Origin of the sequence: Haemophilus sp. HMSC61B11 (assembly GCF_001838615.1) — a bacterium.
Taxonomy (GTDB): domain Bacteria; phylum Pseudomonadota; class Gammaproteobacteria; order Enterobacterales; family Pasteurellaceae; genus Haemophilus_D; species Haemophilus_D parainfluenzae_AD.
In genome coordinates, this window is sequence record NZ_KV837996.1 from 42,149 (window position 1) to 60,596 (window position 18,448).

The window sequence follows — 18,448 nt, forward strand, 5'->3', positions numbered from 1 at the left end:
AAAAAGTGCGGTCAAAATTGACCGCACTTTAGGAATTTAATCTTCTTTAAATTCTCTCATCATTTCTTCTGCTTTTTTCACCATTTCAGCTGAGCCGACGAAAAGTGGCACACGTTGGTGAAGCTCAGTTGGTTGAATATCTAAAATTCGATTGTAACCATCAGAGGCAATACCGCCGGCTTGTTCTGCTAAGAATGCAATTGGATTGCCTTCATAAAGTAGACGAAGTTTACCATTTGGATAGTTGGTTGCGCTTGGGTAAATATAGATACCACCTTTTAATAAATTACGGTGGAAGTCAGCTACTAATGAACCGATATAACGTGAAGTATAAGGGCGGTTAGTCGCTTTATCTTCCTCTTGGCAGTATTTAATGTATTTTTTTACCCCTTGTGGGAATTTGAGATATTGTCCTTCATTGATGGAATAGATTTTGCCCTCTTTTGGCATTTGCATATTTTCATGAGAAAGACAGAAGGTACCGATTGATGGGTCATAAGTAAAACCATTCACGCCGTGGCCTGTGGTGTAAACCAACATAGTGGACGAACCATACACGATGTAACCCGCAGCCACTTGTTTATTACCCGGTTGCATAAAGTCTTCTAAGGTAACTGGTGAGCCAATTGGGGATACACGACGATAAATAGAGAAGATTGTCCCAACTGAAACGTTTACATCAATATTGGATGAACCATCAAGAGGATCGGTCAAAATAATATATTTCGCATTACGAGCACGTTCAGTATCAAAAGCGATAAAGCTTTCTTCTTCCTCTGAAGCAAAACCCGCCACTTCTTCACGTGACATAAGGGCTGCATTCATGGTGTTATGGGCGAATAAGTCCAATTTCATTTGGCTTTCACCTTGTACGTTTTCGATACCAGACTGACCAAGGATATTGGTTAAACCAGCTTTGTTAATATCACGATGAATGATTTTTGCTAATAAACGAATAGAAGACAAAATACCACTAAGTTCCCCTTTGGCGTTTGGGTACTCTGCTTGGCGTTCAACAATAAATTCACTCAATGTTTTCATTTTTATTCCTTTTTTATCATTGTTAAGTAACAGATATTTAAATTATACGCTATTTCATAATTTTGATTGAGATCAAAATATGAATAATGAGATCTGCATCACACTTTATTTTCAATACAAAGCCTTGACAAAAGCTATAAATATCCTTTAAAAGAGAAGCGTAACAAAAAAATAACAAACAACACAACATCACAATACAAAGGGTATTCTATGAATATAACCCCGATAAGCGAGTCAGCGGTGGTTTGCTCTTTACCGCCCCCAGCTTCACTCCAACAACAACGCCAACTCTGGGCGTTTGCCAATCAACTACAGTCTGAGCAAGATATTGTAGAAGTTGTCGTGGGAATGAATAATCTTACGGTCTTCACTGATTTTTATATGGATTTTGGTCCGTTTATTCAACGCTTGGAACAACATTGGACAGAATTGAAAGTATCCACTTTTCAAGGTCGTCATATTGAAATTCCGGTAATTTATGGCGGTGAATTAGGTCAAGATTTATGTGAGGTCGCCAAATTACATAACACCACACCGGAACGGATCGTTCAAATGCACAGTGATCCTATCTATACCGTGTATATGATTGGTTTCCAACCTGGCTTTCCCTATTTAGGTGGTTTGCCCAAATGCTTACACACACCTCGTCATGCTACACCAAGAACACTTGTTCCCGCAGGTTCAGTCGGCATTGGTGGAGCTCAAACCGGCATCTATCCCTTTGCTTCTCCAGGAGGGTGGCAATTAATCGGTCATACCAAGCTAGCACTCTTTGATAAAAACCAAGCTCAACCCACTTTATTGCAAGCAGGTGATACGGTGAAATTTGTCGTGGAGGGCATTGAACTATGATTCATGTTATTGATGTGCAATCCCGTGCCACAATTCAGGATTTAGGCCGTTTTGGTTTACGTCGATTTGGCATTAGTCATTGTGGGGCGATGGATAAATTAGCATTACGTGCAGGTAATATTTTACTCGGGAATGCTGAAGGAGCCCCAGCAATCGAAGTGCCTTTAGGTGGCATTACATTACAATTTCATCAAGATATGAATTTTTGTGTCACGGGGGCATTTTATGAAATGACTTTAGATGACAAACCGATTTTTGCCTATTGGCGTTATCAGGCAAGAGCAGGGCAAGTTCTGAAAATGGTACGTGCAAAAATTGGTATGTATGGCTATTTATGTGTTCAAGATGGTTTTATCTTGCCCCAAGAATTGAACTCTTGTAGTACGGATCTTAGAGCTCAAATAGGTGGCATAGAAGGGCGTTGTTTACAAGTGGGCGATCAATTGCAAACGGTAAATGATCCTATTTTGCGTAGTGAAATTGGGATTGCACCCATTCCACTTAAGCATACGATCCATGCGTTACCGTCCTCTGAATATCAAGCGTTTAAACGAAAATCTCAATATTATTGGTGGCGAAGTAAATGGACGTTGCAAAGCAGCAGTGATCGCATGGGCTATCGTTTTCAAGGGCAAAAATTAGAATTAAAGCAACCGCTGGAAATGCTGTCTCACGCGATTCAATTTGGTAGCGTACAAGTTCCACCAAGTGGTCAACCAATTATTTTGATGGCGGATGCACAAACTACGGGCGGTTATCCAAAAATTGCCAATGTGATCGATGCGGATCTTGGTGCGTTGGCACAGGTACGTTTAGGATCAACCATTCAATTCGAGGCTGTTAGTTTAGAACAGGCCGCAAAATTACGTCGTAAAAATGAGATATACCTCGATCAAATTAGGAGAATTGTCGATGAAAAAAATTGATTTAAATGCCGATATTGCCGAAGGTTTTCCTTTTGATGAGGCATTATTGAGATTACTTTCTTCTGCCAATATTGCTTGCGGTTTACATGCCGGTGGAGCAAAAGAAATGCAAAGTGCGGTCAGATTTGCGAAAGAAAATCAGGTACGTATTGGTGCTCATCCTGGCTTTCCAGATCGAGAAAACTTTGGGCGTACTCAGATGGATTTACCTGAGCAGGAATTAATTGCGCATTTGCGTTATCAGCTTGGCGCATTAAAAGCGATTTGTGATGGGGAAGGGACGGAAATTAGTTATGTTAAGCCGCACGGTGCTTTATATAACCAAGCGGCAAAAGATGAAAAGCTTTCTCGCCTAATAGCTCAAACCGTTTATCAATTTGATCCAAATTTAAAATTAATGGGATTAGCAGGCAGCTTAATGTTACGTATAGCGGAAGAAGAAGGTTTGCAAACTATTTCAGAAGTATTTGCAGATCGTCATTATATGCCTGATGGGAGTTTAGTGCCTCGTTCGCAACCGAATGCAATGGTGGAGTCAGATGAGGAAGCCATTCAACAAGTGTTACAAATGGTAACAGAAGGTCAAGTCAAAGCCATTGATGGAAGCCTTGTGCCAGTAAAAGCAGAAAGTATCTGTTTACATGGCGATAATCAACATTCTCTACAGTTTGCGGCACGCATTGTGGAAGAATTAGAAAAAAATCATATAGCAATAACGGCATAAGCCGAATAAACATAACACACAACATCAACTTAACAAGGGAGGTGCTTTATGGCATCAATCAGTCACCGTAGAAATGCGGTGCTGGGGGCGGCATTTTTAATGGCGACTTCAGCAATCGGTCCAGGCTTTTTAACTCAAACGGCAACATTTACAAACACCTTATTAGCCAGTTTTGGCTTTGTGATTTTATTATCAATTTTGTTAGATATTGGTGCTCAGCTTAATATTTGGCGAATTGTGGTGGTATCAGGAAAGCGAGCACAAGATATTTCTAATGCAGTTTTCCCTGGCGCAGGATATTTCCTTGCTGCACTTATTGTGATGGGTGGACTCGCGTTTAACATTGGTAATGTGGGTGGCGCAGGCCTTGGTTTAAACTCGATGTTCGGTATTGCTCCGGAAACGGGTGCCATCATTAGTGGTATTATTGCCATTTTAATTTTCTTGCGTAAAGAAGCGGGATTATTAATGGATCGATTTGCCCAATTAATGGGTTTTATCATGATTGCACTCACATTTTATGTCATGTTTAAAACGGAGCCGCCTGTTGTTGAGGCTGCATATCGTACCTTTATTCCTGAACAAATTGATCCGATTGCTATTGTGACATTAGTTGGAGGGACCGTAGGGGGCTATATTACCTTTGCAGGAGCGCATCGTTTATTAGATGCCGGTATTCAAGGTGAAAAAGCCATGGCAGAAGTGAGTCGCAGTTCTGTCTCGGCTATTTTGATCGCCTCAACAATGCGAATTGTGTTATTCCTCGCGGTACTCGGCATCGTGGTAAAAGGCGTTCCACTTAATCCTAAAAACCCCGCTGAAACACCTTTTGAATATGTGGCAGGCAATTTCGGTCAAGTGTTATTTGGCGTCGTGATTTGGGCGGCTTCGATTACATCAGTGATTGGTGCGGCTTATACTTCAGTTTCCTTCCTAACCAGCCTTTGTCCAACTATTGAACGTAACCGTAATCGTTGGATTATCGCCTTTATCGTGATTTCTACGGTTGTTTTGGTGACAGTTGGAAAACCTGCAGCGGTATTAGTCTTTGTGGGTACATTGAATGGTTTAATTCTCCCAATAGCACTCGCATTAATTCTACTAGCAGCTTACCGAAGTGACATTGTTGGAAATTATAAACATCCAATTTGCTTAGCTTTTGCGGGCTGGTTTGTTGTGATTATCATGGCGATATTAAGTGGAAAAACCATAATTTCTTATGTGTCTAGTTTTCTTAGCTAACGATAAAATACCCGCGAAAGTGCGGGTGTTTTTTTTATTTATTTCTTGATTACATGGCTTGCGCAAACGTTTGCTTTTTAGCTTTCTTAGTATTAGAATGCCTCGATTTTTTTATTCGGAAGGAGACTATTTAATGAGTTCAGAAAATTTTAGTTTAAAACCCGTTCCCCATAATGAGCGAAAAGGTGCGATAGCATTAACATTTGTTATGTTAGGTTTGACATTCTTTTCAGCGAGTATGTGGACGGGAGGAACATTAGGGACATCGTTAACTTATAATGATTTCTGGCTTGCCGTTATTTTAGGTAACTTAATGTTAGGTATTTATACCTCTTTTCTTGGTTATATCGGGGCTAAAACAGGGTTAACTACGCATATTTTAGCGCGATATTCATTTGGTATTAGAGGTTCGTGGTTGCCCTCTTTATTACTTGGTGGCACTCAAGTTGGTTGGTTTGGTGTTGGCGTGGCGATGTTTGCAATCCCAGTGAATAAAGTAACGGGTATTGATGTGAATTATTTAATTCTTGGCTCAGGTTTATTGATGACGATTACGGTCTTCTTTGGTATTTCAGCGCTGACGATTCTTTCAACTATCGCAGTGCCTGCCATTGCTATATTAGGTTCTTATTCGGTTTATCTTGCCGTTACGAATGCCGGTGGTTTAGAAGTATTGCAACATATTGTGCCAAAAGAAAATATTTCTCTCTCAATGGCTATTACATTAGTTGTAGGGTCCTTTATTAGTGCAGGCTCATTAACTGCCGATTTTGTTCGATTTGGTCGAAAAGCAAAGCAAGCAATCATTATTAGTATGATTGCTTTCTTTTTAGGTAACTCATTAATGTTTATTTTTGGTGCGGCAGGCGCAGCAGTGACAGGAATGGCAGATATTTCTGATGTGATGGTTGCTCAAGGCCTTATTATTCCAGCCATTATTGTGCTCGGTTTAAACATTTGGACGACAAATGATAATGCGCTTTATGCTTCGGGTTTAGGTTTTGCGAATATTACGGGATTAAGTAGCCGCACTTTATCTGTCGTTAATGGTATTATCGGAACTTTATGTGCTTTGTGGTTATATAATAATTTCGTCGGCTGGCTGACTTTCTTATCTTCAGCAATTCCTCCTGTTGGTGGTGTTATTATTGCTGATTATATTTTACGTCGTAAAGCCTATGAAAATTTTGAACAAGCAAAATTCTTAAATATAAATTGGACTGCTATCGTTTCAGTTATTGTTGGTGTGGCTTGTGGTAAATTATTATCAGGCATTATCCCTGTGAACGCGGTGATTGGTGGGGCAGTTACCTATTTGGTTTTAACACCATTACTCGGTAAAAAATTAGCGATGAAATAAGGAAAAAGAATGTTAGTTAAAAATGTACATATTCATAATCGCGAAGGGTTATGGCAGATTTTAATTGAAGAAGGAAAAATTAGTCGAATTTTTTCTCAAAATGAGGTTTTTAATTATTCAGGTGAGATACTCGATGGTGAAGAAGGTATTATTTATCCTCCATTCGTAGAGCCTCATATCCATTTAGATGCGACACAAACCGCAGGACAGCCTAATTGGAATCAATCGGGTACTTTATTTGAAGGGATTGAGCGTTGGGCTGAGCGTAAATCATTATTAAGCCATGAAGATGTAAAATCTCGAGCATGGAAGACATTAAAATGGCAGATTGCAAATGGGGTTCAGTATGTTCGTACTCATGTTGATGTCTCTGATCCAACATTAACAGCATTAAAAGCCATGCTTGAAGTCAAAAAAGAAATCGCCCCTTGGGTAGATTTACAGATTGTAGCGTTTCCACAAGAAGGTATTTTGTCTTATCCAAATGGCGAGAAACTATTAGATCAGGCTATGGAGATGGGCGCTGATGTTGTTGGCGGTATCCCTCATTTTGAATTTACCCGTGAATATGGTGTAGAGTCGATGCATATCGCTTTTGATATTGCTCGCAAGTACAACAAGCAGATTGATATTCATTGTGATGAAATTGATGATGAGCAGTCTCGTTTTGTGGAAACGGTCGCGGCATTAGCTTTGAAATATGACATGGGTGAAAAAGTGACAGCAAGTCATACAACGGCGATGCACTCATATAATAATGCTTATGCATCACGCCTTTTCCGATTACTAAAAATGTCAAAAATTCATTTTGTGGCAAATCCATTAGTGAATATTCATCTTCAAGGGCGCTTTGATACCTATCCAAAACGTCGTGGTGTAACACGAGTAAAAGAGATGCTCAAAAATAATATCAATGTTTGTTTTGGGCATGATGATGTGTTTGATCCTTGGTATCCACTCGGTACAGCGAATATGCTACAGGTATTACACATGGGATTACATGTTTGCCAGTTAATGGGATATGGTCAAATTAATGATGGTTTGAAATTGGTCACTGAAAATAGTGCGAAAGCATTAGGTTTAACAGATTATGGAATCCAAGAAGGTAACAGTGCAAACTTTATTGTATTGCCTGCAGAAAATGGCTTTGATGCCGTACGCCGTCAAGTTCCTACACGTTATTCTATTCGTCATGGTAAGGTGATTTCTGAGACACAGCTAGCAAAAACTACCATTCATTTATCCGATAGCGAACAAGTAAACTATCGTTAATTACTGAAAGTGCGGTCAAAATTTAAGAGAAATTTGAACCGCACTTTTTCTTTTTAAATGTTATATCAATTCCATTCATATAAAATCACAATAAAATTCACATCCATCTAGACGTCTAAATCTTTAATGAAGACGTTAATTTTGTTACACTCAGTCCATCATTAAGATGAATTAAATATAGGAAAGCAAAATGAGTAAACTTTTTCCAAATGCCACTATTCGTACTTCTGCGCCATATCGTTTTGATATTGTTGGCAGTTTTTTACGTCCAGAGACTTTAAAACAGGCTCGTTACCAATGCAGCTGTGGTGATATTTCTTGTGCTGATTTAACGCAAGTTGAAGATGCAGAAATTGCTAAATTAGTTGAGCATCAAAAAAATGTCGGATTGCATGCAGTGACCGACGGCGAATTTCGTCGTACTTTTTGGCATTTAGATTTCTTAGCTGCATTAGATGGCGTGAAAGAAGTGGATGCTGAAAAATTTTCAGTGCAATTTAAACACGATAATGTACGCCCAAAAACGTTAAAAATTGTGGATAAGATCGGTTTTTCAGAGAGCCATCCATTTGTTGAACATTATCGCTCATTGCAAAAAATGGCAGGGGAGACTGAAGTCAAATTAACGATTCCTTCTCCGTCAATGCTGCATTTAATTTGTACAGTACGTGCCACAGATTATCAGCCGATTGAACGGTATAAAGATAACAATCAGTTATTATTAGATGATATTGCTGAGGCTTATATTGATGCGATGAATATCTTCTATAAATTAGGCTGCCGTAACTTACAGTTGGATGATACCAGTTGGGGCGAGTTCTGTGCGGAAGATAAACGTAAAACCTATACTGAACGCGGTTTAGATTTAGATCAAATTGCTAAAGATTATGTGTATATGTTAAACAAAATCGTGGCTGCGAAACCAGCTGATTTAGCGATTACAATGCATATTTGCCGTGGTAACTTCCGTTCAACTTGGTTCTCGGCAGGTGGTTATGAGCCTATCGCAGAAACTTTATTTGGTCATTGTAATGTAGATGGTTTCTTCTTGGAGTATGACAGTGATCGTGCAGGCGATTTCAAACCTTTACGCTTTATTAAGAATCAACAAGTAGTGTTAGGATTAGTAACCTCAAAATCGGGTGAGTTAGAAAACCGTGATGAAATTATTGCTCGTATTAAAGAAGCGGCACAATATGTGGATATCAATCAACTTTGCTTAAGCCCACAATGTGGTTTTGCTTCAACAGAAGAAGGCAATATTCTGACTGAAGAACAACAATGGAAGAAACTCGACTTTATCCGTAGTATCGTGGAAGAAGTTTGGGGTAAATAATCTAGCTTAGAATGTAAAAGAGATAATCGTAAAGGCGGTTATCTCTTTTTTTTCATGAAAGTGCGGTTAAAAATGACCGCACTTTTACACAATAAAAAAGGAAGTCTATCGACTTCCTTTTATGTTATTTCAACTTAATTATTTTTGACGCATCGCAGGGAATAGGATCACATCACGGATAGATGGTGCATTAGCATAAAGCATTGCTAAGCGGTCGATACCTAAACCTTCACCTGCTGTTGGTGGTAAACCGTGTTCAAGTGCCACAACGAAGTCATCATCTTTAAACATTGCTTCATCATCACCCGCTTCTTTTGCTGCAACTTGTGCATCAAAACGTTCGTTTTGGTCTTCGGCATCGTTTAATTCTGAGAAACCGTTACCAATTTCACGTCCGCCGATGAACAATTCAAAACGGTCTGTCACTTCTGGGTTTTCATCATTACGACGTGCAAGCGGAGAAATCTCAGCTGGATGTGCCATTAAGAAGGTTGGTTGAATTAAGTGATGTTCAGCCACTTCTTCAAAGATCGCATTCACGATAGAGCCTAAGCCCCAAGATTTTTGTACTTCGATACCCAAGCGTTCAGCGGTTGCTTTTGCACGATCGAAGTCATAAAGATCTTCTTTTACGATACCTTTATCTGCACCGTATTTAATGGTTGCATCATGTAATGTGATACGCTCAAATGGTTTGCCGAAGTCAAATTCTAAATCACCGTATTTCACAATGGTTGTACCAAGAATATCAATCGCTAATTTACGTAATAATTCTTCGGTATTATCCATTAAATCGTGATAATCCGCATAAGCTTGGTAGTATTCAAGCATGGTGAATTCTGGATTATGACGGACAGAAACCCCTTCATTACGGAAGTTACGGTTTAATTCGAAAACACGTTCAAAACCACCAACCACTAAACGTTTTAAGTAAAGTTCTGGCGCAATACGAAGATACATATCAACGTCTAATGCATTGTGGTGAGTGATAAATGGACGAGCAGATGCACCGCCTGGAATCACTTGTAACATTGGAGTTTCAACTTCCATGAAACCTTTAGAAATAAAGAATTCACGAATACCTGCAACGACTTTTGAACGAATAATAAACGTGCGGCGAGATTCTTCATTAGAAATTAAATCTAAGTAACGTTGGCGGTAACGCGCTTCCATGTCTGTTAAACCATGGAATTTGTTTGGTAATGGACGAAGTGCTTTGGTTAAAAGTTGAACTTCCGTTGTTTTAATGGTTAATTCATTGGTTTTGGTTTTGAAAAGTGTACCTTTCACCCCAATGATATCACCTAAATCCCAGTTACCTACATCTTCAGCATAAACGCCTTCAGGAAGGTTATCACGAGCAACGTATAATTGAATTTTGCCACTCATATCTTGCAAGGTAATAAAGGTGGCTTTACCCATTGCACGACGAGTCATAATACGACCAGCAACGGTCACTTCAATGGCTTTTTCTTTTAATGCTTCACCATCTTCAGCTTCGTACTTATCATGTAAATCTTGGGCAAGGGCGTCACGACGAAATTGGTTTGGAAATGCATTACCTTTTGCGCGTAATGTGGCTAATTTTTCACGGCGAACGAGCATTTCACCATGGAGATCTAATTCTTTTACTTCTTGCTCTGACATATCCTTTACCTCGTTAATTTTTACTTAGAATGTGATTTATTTAATAATAAACAGAATTTTCCTATTCTACCTATAGCATTGTTTTTTGTTAAGCCTTTTTTAATTAAGTTATCCTTTTTATCCAGAAAGTTGTCGAAATTGGAGTGGTAGAGATGGAATAGTGCTACTTTTTCACATAAGATAATTTTATCTTTGGCTCTTGAATCCGGTTTACCGTGTATGTAAACAAAAGAGCGGTCAATTTTCCAAAGGTTTTAAACTCTGAAAATACTGACCGCTCTTTACGTAGAGTGATTAATTAAAGATCGAAATCGCCAAAATCATTAGTATCGACTTTAGAGTCAATTTGACCAACAAGGTAAGAACTTACTTCAACTTCTTGTGGCGCCACTTGTACGTTGTCAGAAACAAGCCATGCGTTAATCCATGGAATTGGGTTAGAACGCGCGCCAAATGGTAATGGAAGACCAACGGCTTGCATACGGATATTGGTGATGTATTCTACATATTGCACCAAGATGTCTTTGTTCAAACCGATCATCGAACCGTCTTTGAACAAGTAATCCGCCCATTCTTTTTCTTGCTCTGCTGCGGCTAAGAATAAATCATAGGCTTCTTGTTTACATTCTTCCGCAATTTCGGCCATTTCAGGATCGTCTTGACCTGCAGCCATAATATTTAAAATATGTTGCGTACCGGTTAAGTGTAATGCTTCATCACGTGCGATAAATTTAATAATTTTCGCATTGCCTTCCATTAATTGACGTTCCGCAAAGGCAAAGGAGCACGCGAAAGACACATAGAAACGAATGGCTTCAAGCGCATTGACGCTCATTAAGCAAAGGTAAAGTTGTTTTTTCAAATTACGCAATGTGACGACGCATTCTTTGCCATCCACGGTGTAAGTGCCTTCGCCGTACAGGCTGTAAAGTTGGCTGTCGCGGATTAAATCGTCATAGTAAGAAGAAATATCGCGTGCGCGTTTGATGATTTCTTCGTTCGTCACGATGTCGTCAAACACAATAGACGGATCGTTCACAATGTTACGAATAATGTGGGTGTAAGAACGAGAGTGGATGGTTTCGGAGAACGTCCATGTCTCGATCCAGGTTTCTAATTCCGGAATCGACACTAACGGCAACAACGCCACGTTCGGGCTACGACCTTGAATAGAATCTAATAAAGTTTGATATTTTAAGTTACTGATGAAAATGTGTTTTTCATGTTCAGGTAACGCGGCATAGTCGATACGGTCTTGCGACACATCCACTTCTTCTGGACGCCAGAAGAAAGAAAGTTGTTTTTCAATGAGCTTTTCAAACGTCTCATATTTTTGTTGATCGTAACGGGCAACGTTAACGTTTTGACCAAAGAACATCGGTTCTTTTAATTGGTCGTTTTTGTTTTGTGAGAAAGTGGTGTATGCCATTTTTGTTTGTCCTTTAATCTTATGAGTAAAGTGCGGTCAGTTTTTAAAATGTTTTTTCATACTGGCGCAAGCGTCTTCGCTTGTGCCTTTAGTTTATTTACTTAGCACAAGTGTGGACGCTTGCGCTATCGGCTGGGATTGCGATACATTGATATTTCAATTGATACTGGATTTTTCCCTAACTCGTTATTTATTTCTATGAATTTCTGATTAAATTTTTTCAAATAATATTTTTTTACAAGAGGACATTTTTTATATAAAAAAGCATAAAATTTCCATTTTCCTCCTAAATATTTAGACAAATACTTAACAAAAGATTCATCCTTTAAATTTGGTGCTTTGTCTATTCTAATTAGTTGCAAACCTTTAGAGCCGAATCTAAGCAAATATCTAGGATCATTATTCTCAAAAAAATCTTGTGAACCATTGTAATCATATAATATATTTGCTTTTTTTTCGTACACTCCCTCCTCAGGTCGGAGTATATTAGATATTGCTCCTGAATAATTAAATATCAAGTATGAGTCTCTATTTCTAATTTGATGGTTATTTACTTCGCCTTTATTTGGTAAAAAGTTAATTCCTGCATCGTAGTAGTTACTACAGATCTTTTCATCATTACCTCCTCTTAAAGAGGCTTCAGTATAGAATATTTTATCTTGTAGAATAGACAAAGAATTATAAAAAAATGTTTTATGTTTTAATATCATAATTTTCTCTTAGTCCTTAAATCTTACAGGCACCACCTGCACAGCCATCATCTAAATCTTCCTGGCTGTCTTCAGCACCATCACGAGTGTTTTGATAGTAGAGGGTTTTTAAGCCGTATTTGTAAGCGGTTAAAAGATCTTTTAACAACACTTTCATTGGCACTTTACCATCTTCAAAACGTTTTGGATCGTAGTTGGTATTTGCAGAGATTGCTTGATCCACGAATTTTTGCATAATGCCTACTAAGTGTAAGTAGCCATCATTGCTTGGAATATCCCAAAGTAATTCGTAGTTGTCGCTTAAGTTCTCATAATCCGGTACGACTTGTTTTAAGATACCATCTTTTGACGCTTTAATACTTACATGACCACGTGGTGGTTCGATACCATTTGTTGCGTTAGAAATCTGTGAAGAGGTTTCTGACGGCATTAATGCGGTTAAGGTCGAGTTACGTAAACCAAACTCTTTGATTTCTTGACGTAACGTTTCCCAATCATAATGCAATGGTTCTTGCGTTAAGCTATCGATATCGTTCTTATATGTATCGATTGGTAAAATACCTTTTGCGTAATTGGTTTCATTGAAGTATTCACATGCACCTAATTCTTTTGCTAAGTTCATAGAAGCTTTCAATAGATAGTATTGAATCGCTTCAAACGTACGGTGAGTTAAATCGTTCGCTGAACCATCAGAATAACGTACGCCATTTTTCGCTAAGTAATACGCATAGTTAATCACACCGATACCAAGTGAACGACGACCTAATGAAGAACGTTTCGCCGCAGGAACAGGGTAGTCTTGGTAATCAAGTAATGCATCTAATGCACGTACTGCGAGATCGGCAAGATTTTCTAACTCATCTAAATCATCTAATTTACCCAAGTTGAACGCAGAAAGTGTACAAAGCGCAATTTCACCATTTTCATCATGGAAATGTTGTAATGGTTTAGTTGGCAATGCAATTTCTAAACATAAGTTAGATTGGCGCACTGGTGCAACAAGCGGATCAAACGGTGAGTGAGTATTACAGTGATCCACGTTTTGGATATAAATACGACCAGTTGATGCACGTTCTTGCATCAATAAAGAGAATAACTCAACGGCTTTTACAGAACGTTTGCGGATATTTGGATCCTGTTCGTATTTCACGTAAAGTTCTTCAAATTTATCTTGATCAGCAAAGAAGGCTTCATAAAGTCCAGGCACGTCTGAAGGGCTAAATAAAGTAATATCTGCGCCTTTAATTAAGCGTTGATACATTAATTTATTTAACTGTACGCCGTAGTCCATATGACGCACACGGTTATCTTCCACACCACGGTTATTTTTCAATACTAATAAGCTTTCAACTTCTAAGTGCCAAATCGGGTAGTAAACTGTCGCCGCACCACCACGTACGCCACCTTGTGAACAAGATTTTACAGCACTTTGGAAGTGTTTATAGAATGGAATACAGCCTGTATGGAATGCTTCACCACCACGAATAGGGCTACCTAACGCACGAATTGCACCTGCATTCACCCCGATACCTGCACGTTGTGAAACGTATTTTACGATTGCTGCAGAGGTAGCATTGATAGAGTCTAAGCTGTCACCACATTCAATCAATACGCAAGAGCTGAATTGACGCGTAGGCGTACGAACCCCCGCCATAATAGGCGTTGGTAAAGAAATCTTAAAGGTTGAGGTTGCATCGTAGAAACGACGAATGTAATCCAAACGGGTTTCTTGTGGATATTTTGAGAATAAGCTCGCTGCAACTAATAAATAAAGAAATTGTGCAGATTCATAAATCTCACCAGTTACACGGTTTTGAACTAAGTATTTTCCTTCTAATTGTTTCACAGCAGCATAAGAAAAGGTCATATCACGCCAGTGATCAATAAACCCGTCCATTTCATCCCATTCTTCACGAGTATAGTCGGCTAAAAGGGCAGGATCATATTTGCCCATGCGCACTAATTTTTTCACATGATCGTATAAACGAGGCGGATCAAAATGGCCATATGCTTTTTTGCGTAAATGGAAAACCGCAAGACGTGCAGCAAGGTATTGATAATCAGGGGTATCTTTGCTGATTAGGTCTGCTGCCGCTTTAATAATCGTTTCGTGAATATCAGACGTACGAATGCCTTCATAAAATTGAATATGAGAACGCAATTCAACTTGAGAAACAGAGACGTTTTCCAAGCCTTCAGCCGCCCAAGTAATCACACGGTGAATTTTGTCTAAATTGATTTGTTCAAGCGTACCATCGCGCTTCGTAACCATTAATCCTTTGTTCATGGAAGATAAACCTACTAGAGAAATGAATTGAATAAAACACAAGATATAGTGTTATGGAAAATGACGCTGCACAAGATAGAGTGTTTTAAAATTGAATTCAAGCAGTAAATTTTTTACTTAGATTATTGACAAAAGATAAGTCATTTAAAATAAATAACTTATCTTTGAAGTGATGTTTTTTTAGGCGGGATCTTTTTTGTAAATTTTTGTAAAGAAAAAAGTGCGGTCAAAAACGAGATGATTTTTGACCGCACTTCAACGTTCGAAAATTTAATTAATTCAAGTATTTAAATACTTTGACGACTTTTTGAACACCAGAAACTTTACTTGCAATTTCTGCGGCTGAGTTACCTTGTGATTGAGTCACATTACCCAGTAAGAATACTTCACCATTTTCGGTGATCACTTTCACATCTGTGGCTTTTACATTATCGCCAACGAAGAGTTTTGATTTGATTTGTGTGGTAATCCAACTGTCTTTAGTAATTTGACCAAAGTTAATTTTATTGCCTACACGTAATTCATTATAGACGTCATTCACACCGTCCACGCCTTTTGCAAGACTGGTTGCGGTTTCTTTGACGCTTTCACTCGGCACTTGACCAATTAATAATACACGTCCGCTATAAGAAACGGCATGTACACGACCTTCTGATTTAATTTGTGCATCTTTATCTAATGCATTTTCAACTTTTACTTCTAACGTTTCATCATCGACTTGCGTACCCATTGTGCGAGGATCCGTTGCAATTTTTGCGCCTGCCGCTGCACCACCAAGCACTGCAGCCACACAGCCTTGTAACATAATCGATGCACCAAGTACGAAGGCGAGTTTTTTAAATGGGGTTAATTTCATTATTAATCTCCTTTTTATAAATGAGTGAGTTAACTAGTTAGTCAATTAATTTTAGAAATAGTTTGGTTGGAAAAGCCTTTAATGTCAAGCTCTTGGGAAAAGCGTGCTATCAACAAGCTCACACAGTGCATTTATGACGAATAAATGATTTTCCAAAATGCGCGCTTCTTTCGTCGCGGGAATAGAGATTTCTAAATCCGCTTCAGCTAATACACCTTGAATCGCATCATTGTTTGCACCGGTTAAGGCAATGACCTGAATTTCTTTGTTGACGGCATTCGCAATCGTATTCAGTACCGCTTTTTCTGTTCCAAGCGGCGCAAAGGCGATCAATAAATCGCCAGGCTTCGCGATAGCGTTAAATTGATGCTGATACAGTTGATCGATAGGTTGATCAAAAACCAGTGAAGAACCGACCGCACTTTCAAGGCTAAGGTGTACGGATGGCAAACTAGGGCGCTCAAAATCATAACGATTAAGCAAATTTGACACTAAGAATTGCGCATTCGCGTAAGAGCGAGCGACACCACAGGCAATCACTTTATGACCACTTAACAAACATTGCATCACCATTTGTGTGGCTGTTGCAATATTTTCTGATAATAGACTCGAAGCAGAGATTTGAATCTGAATACTTTCGCTATAAATATCTTTAACTTTTTGTAACATAATCGGAAAAGGTTAATCGAGAAAATTAGGAATCCATTGGATATCACTGGCGGTTTTTCCAAAGGCGATAAGATCAAAACGACAATCCGCATCTTCAAGGCTTAGGTTGCGTTGGGCAAGCCATAAATTTGCGGCATTTAGCCATTTTTGTTGCTTTTGCCAATCCACACTTTCAACAGCGGATCCGAATGCTGAGCTGGATCGTTGACGAACTTCAACAAATACAATGGTTTGCCCGTCTTGCATAATGAGATCTAATTCACCGCATTTAAAATGTTGATTCGCTGCGATGAATTTAAGCCCCTTAGCCTCTAAGAAAAGGCGGGCTTGATGTTCAAAGCCCGCCCCTTGTTGACGTTTTAATGAAAACATGGATTAGTTCGCAACCGCTACCACGTTACCATCTTGTACTTGATACCATGTCATATCGCGGTCCACATCACAGTTTGAATCCGCGCTAAGCTGACCGGTTAAACCGCTTAAGGTATAACCTGGTACTTGGCGTAATTCATTAAAGTGATTGATGAGCAACCATGCATCAGAACCCATTGCATATAAACGCATTAATTGGAATTCACCACCGGTTGAGCCAGCCACTTTTTGATATTGTGAAGAATCGCTTTGTTTAAAGAATGGAATATCGCTAAATTGAACGCCATTCATTTTTGCATAGTATTCCGGTGTATTACTTGCCGCGTTAGAACGAGAGCTTGCATAGATACGGACATTCGGATTGCTGGTATCTAAATAACCTTTGATTTCAGCCAATTCATCTGGTGAAGAGATGACATAAAGTGCACTTGTATCTTGCGGCGCACCTTGGAAGAAGTAGGTAATATCAGCCGGTAAGTTATAGTAGCGAATATTCGCATCTGTACCTGCTAAACGTTGCCAACGTACGTTGAACGCATTACCCACACGTTGTCCTAAATCATTTTGCGGCATTGCCACAATTGGGTTACGAACACCATCTTTCCACATTTTGTTCGCCGCAGATTCTGCTTCATCTTCCGGCGATAAACCGTAATAACAGACTTTGTTAATCGCTTGTGTATTTGCTGTGGCATTTAATGTGAGTACATCCATGCCTTGCACAGCACTTGGATTCGCAATGATGGCATCGACGTTTTGTTTAAGTAATGGACCTACTAACGCTTTAATACCCGATGCTTTTGCTTGTGCAAGAATGTCATTAATCGGGGTCGTTGATGAGTCAAACACTTGTACTGGAATGGTTGAATCACCTTTTGCATCATTGAAACCTGATTGAATCGTTGTACCTAAAATTTGGCCATCACCGCTTAAAGGTAAGACTAAACCAATTTGAGCTAAATTCGTTTGTTGGAAATTCAACAAGCTTTCTAGCTCTTTAGGGAAAAAGGTTGACGCAACGTGATTTGGATAAGCGGATTTCCAGCTTTGTAACGCTTGACTTAATTGTACCGGCTGACGAATATTGTCATTATAGGCTTTAATTAAGGCAAGCCAACCGCCTAATGCCACGCTACCTTCATCTGAGGCATTATTGATAACAGCAGTATTTGCAGAACGGAGTAACGACCAAGTTTTATCAACATTATCTTTACGACGTTGCATGTCTGTTAAGTTTTCATCCATTTTGATACGCGCTTTCACCGCTTCAATCACGTCTTTACGATTTTCAGCTGTTTGAGCAAAGGTTTCGTAATAACGAGATTTTTGTGATGGACTTAATTTAGTCAGATCGAGTGCACGCAATTTACCTTCAGCAACATCATTATTGCCTTTTGCTGCGGCGATGTGGGCTTCAATTAACGTACGATCTAATTGTTGTGCTTCGTTTAAGTCAACTAACTCCGTTAATAGCTCTTCCGCTTGGGGTACTTTATTTTCAGAAATTAATACACGCGCCGCTAAGAGTTTGTAAGTTTGTTGATCTTCTTTATCCTGTGTTTGCCCTAATTTGTTTATATAAAATTCAGAACTCGCATTGGCATCACGCTGTAATGTTTGGGTAAAGCTGCTGCCAAATAAGTTAGAACAACCTGCTAACGCAACAGACAATAAAATTGGCATTAAACGTTTTTTAAAACGACCGCCTTGTAATAGAATAGACAT

16 protein-coding genes are annotated in these 18,448 nt (G+C 39.0%); 7 read left to right on the forward strand and 9 right to left on the reverse strand.

What is annotated here, in order from left to right; translation table 11 throughout:
• Positions 1-36: 36 nt before the first annotated feature.
• A complete protein-coding gene (fbp, locus tag HMPREF3263_RS08135; RefSeq protein WP_005697242.1) occupies positions 37-1,041 on the reverse strand; it encodes a class 1 fructose-bisphosphatase in 1,005 nt (334 codons plus the stop codon).
• 210 nt (positions 1,042-1,251) lie between these two features.
• Here fbp and pxpB point away from each other — a divergent pair, with 210 nt between their 5' ends.
• The 7 genes from pxpB (at position 1,252) to HMPREF3263_RS08170 (ending at position 8,753) form a co-directional block, all read left to right on the forward strand.
• Positions 1,252-1,893, forward strand: a complete 642-nt coding sequence (gene pxpB / locus HMPREF3263_RS08140; RefSeq protein ID WP_005697236.1) for a 5-oxoprolinase subunit PxpB — start codon at positions 1,252-1,254, stop codon at positions 1,891-1,893.
• Positions 1,890-2,819, forward strand: a complete 930-nt coding sequence (locus HMPREF3263_RS08145; RefSeq protein ID WP_005697275.1) for a 5-oxoprolinase subunit C family protein — start codon at positions 1,890-1,892, stop codon at positions 2,817-2,819. The genes pxpB and HMPREF3263_RS08145 overlap by 4 nt, the downstream gene beginning before the upstream one ends.
• Positions 2,806-3,543 (forward strand): 5-oxoprolinase subunit PxpA, encoded by a 738-nt coding sequence (pxpA, locus tag HMPREF3263_RS08150; RefSeq protein WP_005697253.1) that lies wholly within the window; start codon positions 2,806-2,808, stop codon positions 3,541-3,543. Before HMPREF3263_RS08145 ends, pxpA begins: the two co-directional genes overlap by 14 nt.
• Before the next feature lie 48 nt (positions 3,544-3,591).
• Positions 3,592-4,785 (forward strand): NRAMP family divalent metal transporter, encoded by a 1,194-nt coding sequence (locus tag HMPREF3263_RS08155; protein ID WP_005697261.1) that lies wholly within the window; start codon positions 3,592-3,594, stop codon positions 4,783-4,785.
• 133 nt (positions 4,786-4,918) lie between these two features.
• Complete coding sequence (gene codB, locus HMPREF3263_RS08160) at positions 4,919-6,145, forward strand: cytosine permease (protein ID WP_005697289.1); 1,227 nt, start codon at positions 4,919-4,921, stop codon at positions 6,143-6,145.
• Positions 6,146-6,154: 9 nt separating this feature from the next.
• The gene (locus tag HMPREF3263_RS08165) at positions 6,155-7,417 is read left to right on the forward strand and encodes a cytosine deaminase (protein WP_005697255.1); all 1,263 of its coding nucleotides are present in this window, start codon (positions 6,155-6,157) and stop codon (positions 7,415-7,417) included.
• Positions 7,418-7,607: 190 nt separating this feature from the next.
• On the forward strand, positions 7,608-8,753 hold the full coding sequence (locus HMPREF3263_RS08170) for a 5-methyltetrahydropteroyltriglutamate--homocysteine S-methyltransferase (RefSeq protein WP_070853187.1): 1,146 nt from the start codon (positions 7,608-7,610) through the stop codon (positions 8,751-8,753).
• Positions 8,754-8,891: 138 nt separating this feature from the next.
• Here the strand turns inward: HMPREF3263_RS08170 and lysS are convergent, their stop codons facing one another.
• The 8 genes from lysS to HMPREF3263_RS08210 form a co-directional block, all read right to left on the reverse strand.
• Complete coding sequence (gene lysS / locus HMPREF3263_RS08175) at positions 8,892-10,400, reverse strand: lysine--tRNA ligase (protein WP_070853188.1); 1,509 nt, start codon at positions 10,398-10,400, stop codon at positions 8,892-8,894.
• A gap of 298 nt (positions 10,401-10,698) precedes the next feature.
• Positions 10,699-11,829: a class Ia ribonucleoside-diphosphate reductase subunit beta gene (nrdB, locus tag HMPREF3263_RS08180; protein WP_005637108.1), complete on the reverse strand. Its 1,131-nt coding sequence runs from the start codon at positions 11,827-11,829 to the stop codon at positions 10,699-10,701.
• 125 nt (positions 11,830-11,954) lie between these two features.
• Positions 11,955-12,539, reverse strand: coding sequence for a hypothetical protein (locus tag HMPREF3263_RS08185; protein ID WP_065242675.1), 585 nt, complete (start codon positions 12,537-12,539; stop codon positions 11,955-11,957).
• A 16-nt stretch (positions 12,540-12,555) separates the two neighbouring features.
• Positions 12,556-14,826: a class 1a ribonucleoside-diphosphate reductase subunit alpha gene (gene nrdA / locus HMPREF3263_RS08190; RefSeq protein ID WP_005696316.1), complete on the reverse strand. Its 2,271-nt coding sequence runs from the start codon at positions 14,824-14,826 to the stop codon at positions 12,556-12,558.
• Between the two features lie 274 nt (positions 14,827-15,100).
• Positions 15,101-15,682, reverse strand: a complete 582-nt coding sequence (gene dolP / locus HMPREF3263_RS08195) for a division/outer membrane stress-associated lipid-binding lipoprotein (RefSeq protein ID WP_070853189.1) — start codon at positions 15,680-15,682, stop codon at positions 15,101-15,103.
• An 84-nt stretch (positions 15,683-15,766) separates the two neighbouring features.
• Complete coding sequence (locus HMPREF3263_RS08200) at positions 15,767-16,351, reverse strand: D-sedoheptulose-7-phosphate isomerase (protein WP_049365806.1); 585 nt, start codon at positions 16,349-16,351, stop codon at positions 15,767-15,769.
• Between the two features lie 12 nt (positions 16,352-16,363).
• Complete coding sequence (locus HMPREF3263_RS08205; protein ID WP_070853190.1) at positions 16,364-16,723, reverse strand: YraN family protein; 360 nt, start codon at positions 16,721-16,723, stop codon at positions 16,364-16,366.
• Positions 16,724-16,726: 3 nt separating this feature from the next.
• Positions 16,727-18,448, reverse strand: coding sequence for a penicillin-binding protein activator (locus tag HMPREF3263_RS08210; RefSeq protein WP_070853191.1), 1,722 nt, complete (start codon positions 18,446-18,448; stop codon positions 16,727-16,729).

Coding starts and splice junctions, on each gene's coding strand:
- HMPREF3263_RS08200 (WP_049365806.1), bottom strand. CDS start 16,351: ATGTTACAAAAAGTTAAAGATATTTATAGCGAAAGTATTCAGATTCAA.
- HMPREF3263_RS08155 (WP_005697261.1), top strand. CDS start 3,592: ATGGCATCAATCAGTCACCGTAGAAATGCGGTGCTGGGGGCGGCATTT.
- pxpA (WP_005697253.1), top strand. CDS start 2,806: ATGAAAAAAATTGATTTAAATGCCGATATTGCCGAAGGTTTTCCTTTT.
- nrdB (WP_005637108.1), bottom strand. CDS start 11,829: ATGGCATACACCACTTTCTCACAAAACAAAAACGACCAATTAAAAGAA.
- HMPREF3263_RS08210 (WP_070853191.1), bottom strand. CDS start 18,448: ATGTCTATTCTATTACAAGGCGGTCGTTTTAAAAAACGTTTAATGCCA.
- pxpB (WP_005697236.1), top strand. CDS start 1,252: ATGAATATAACCCCGATAAGCGAGTCAGCGGTGGTTTGCTCTTTACCG.
- fbp (WP_005697242.1), bottom strand. CDS start 1,041: ATGAAAACATTGAGTGAATTTATTGTTGAACGCCAAGCAGAGTACCCA.
- codB (WP_005697289.1), top strand. CDS start 4,919: ATGAGTTCAGAAAATTTTAGTTTAAAACCCGTTCCCCATAATGAGCGA.
- HMPREF3263_RS08170 (WP_070853187.1), top strand. CDS start 7,608: ATGAGTAAACTTTTTCCAAATGCCACTATTCGTACTTCTGCGCCATAT.
- HMPREF3263_RS08145 (WP_005697275.1), top strand. CDS start 1,890: ATGATTCATGTTATTGATGTGCAATCCCGTGCCACAATTCAGGATTTA.
- HMPREF3263_RS08205 (WP_070853190.1), bottom strand. CDS start 16,723: ATGTTTTCATTAAAACGTCAACAAGGGGCGGGCTTTGAACATCAAGCC.
- HMPREF3263_RS08185 (WP_065242675.1), bottom strand. CDS start 12,539: ATGATATTAAAACATAAAACATTTTTTTATAATTCTTTGTCTATTCTA.
- HMPREF3263_RS08165 (WP_005697255.1), top strand. CDS start 6,155: ATGTTAGTTAAAAATGTACATATTCATAATCGCGAAGGGTTATGGCAG.
- dolP (WP_070853189.1), bottom strand. CDS start 15,682: ATGAAATTAACCCCATTTAAAAAACTCGCCTTCGTACTTGGTGCATCG.
- nrdA (WP_005696316.1), bottom strand. CDS start 14,826: ATGAACAAAGGATTAATGGTTACGAAGCGCGATGGTACGCTTGAACAA.
- lysS (WP_070853188.1), bottom strand. CDS start 10,400: ATGTCAGAGCAAGAAGTAAAAGAATTAGATCTCCATGGTGAAATGCTC.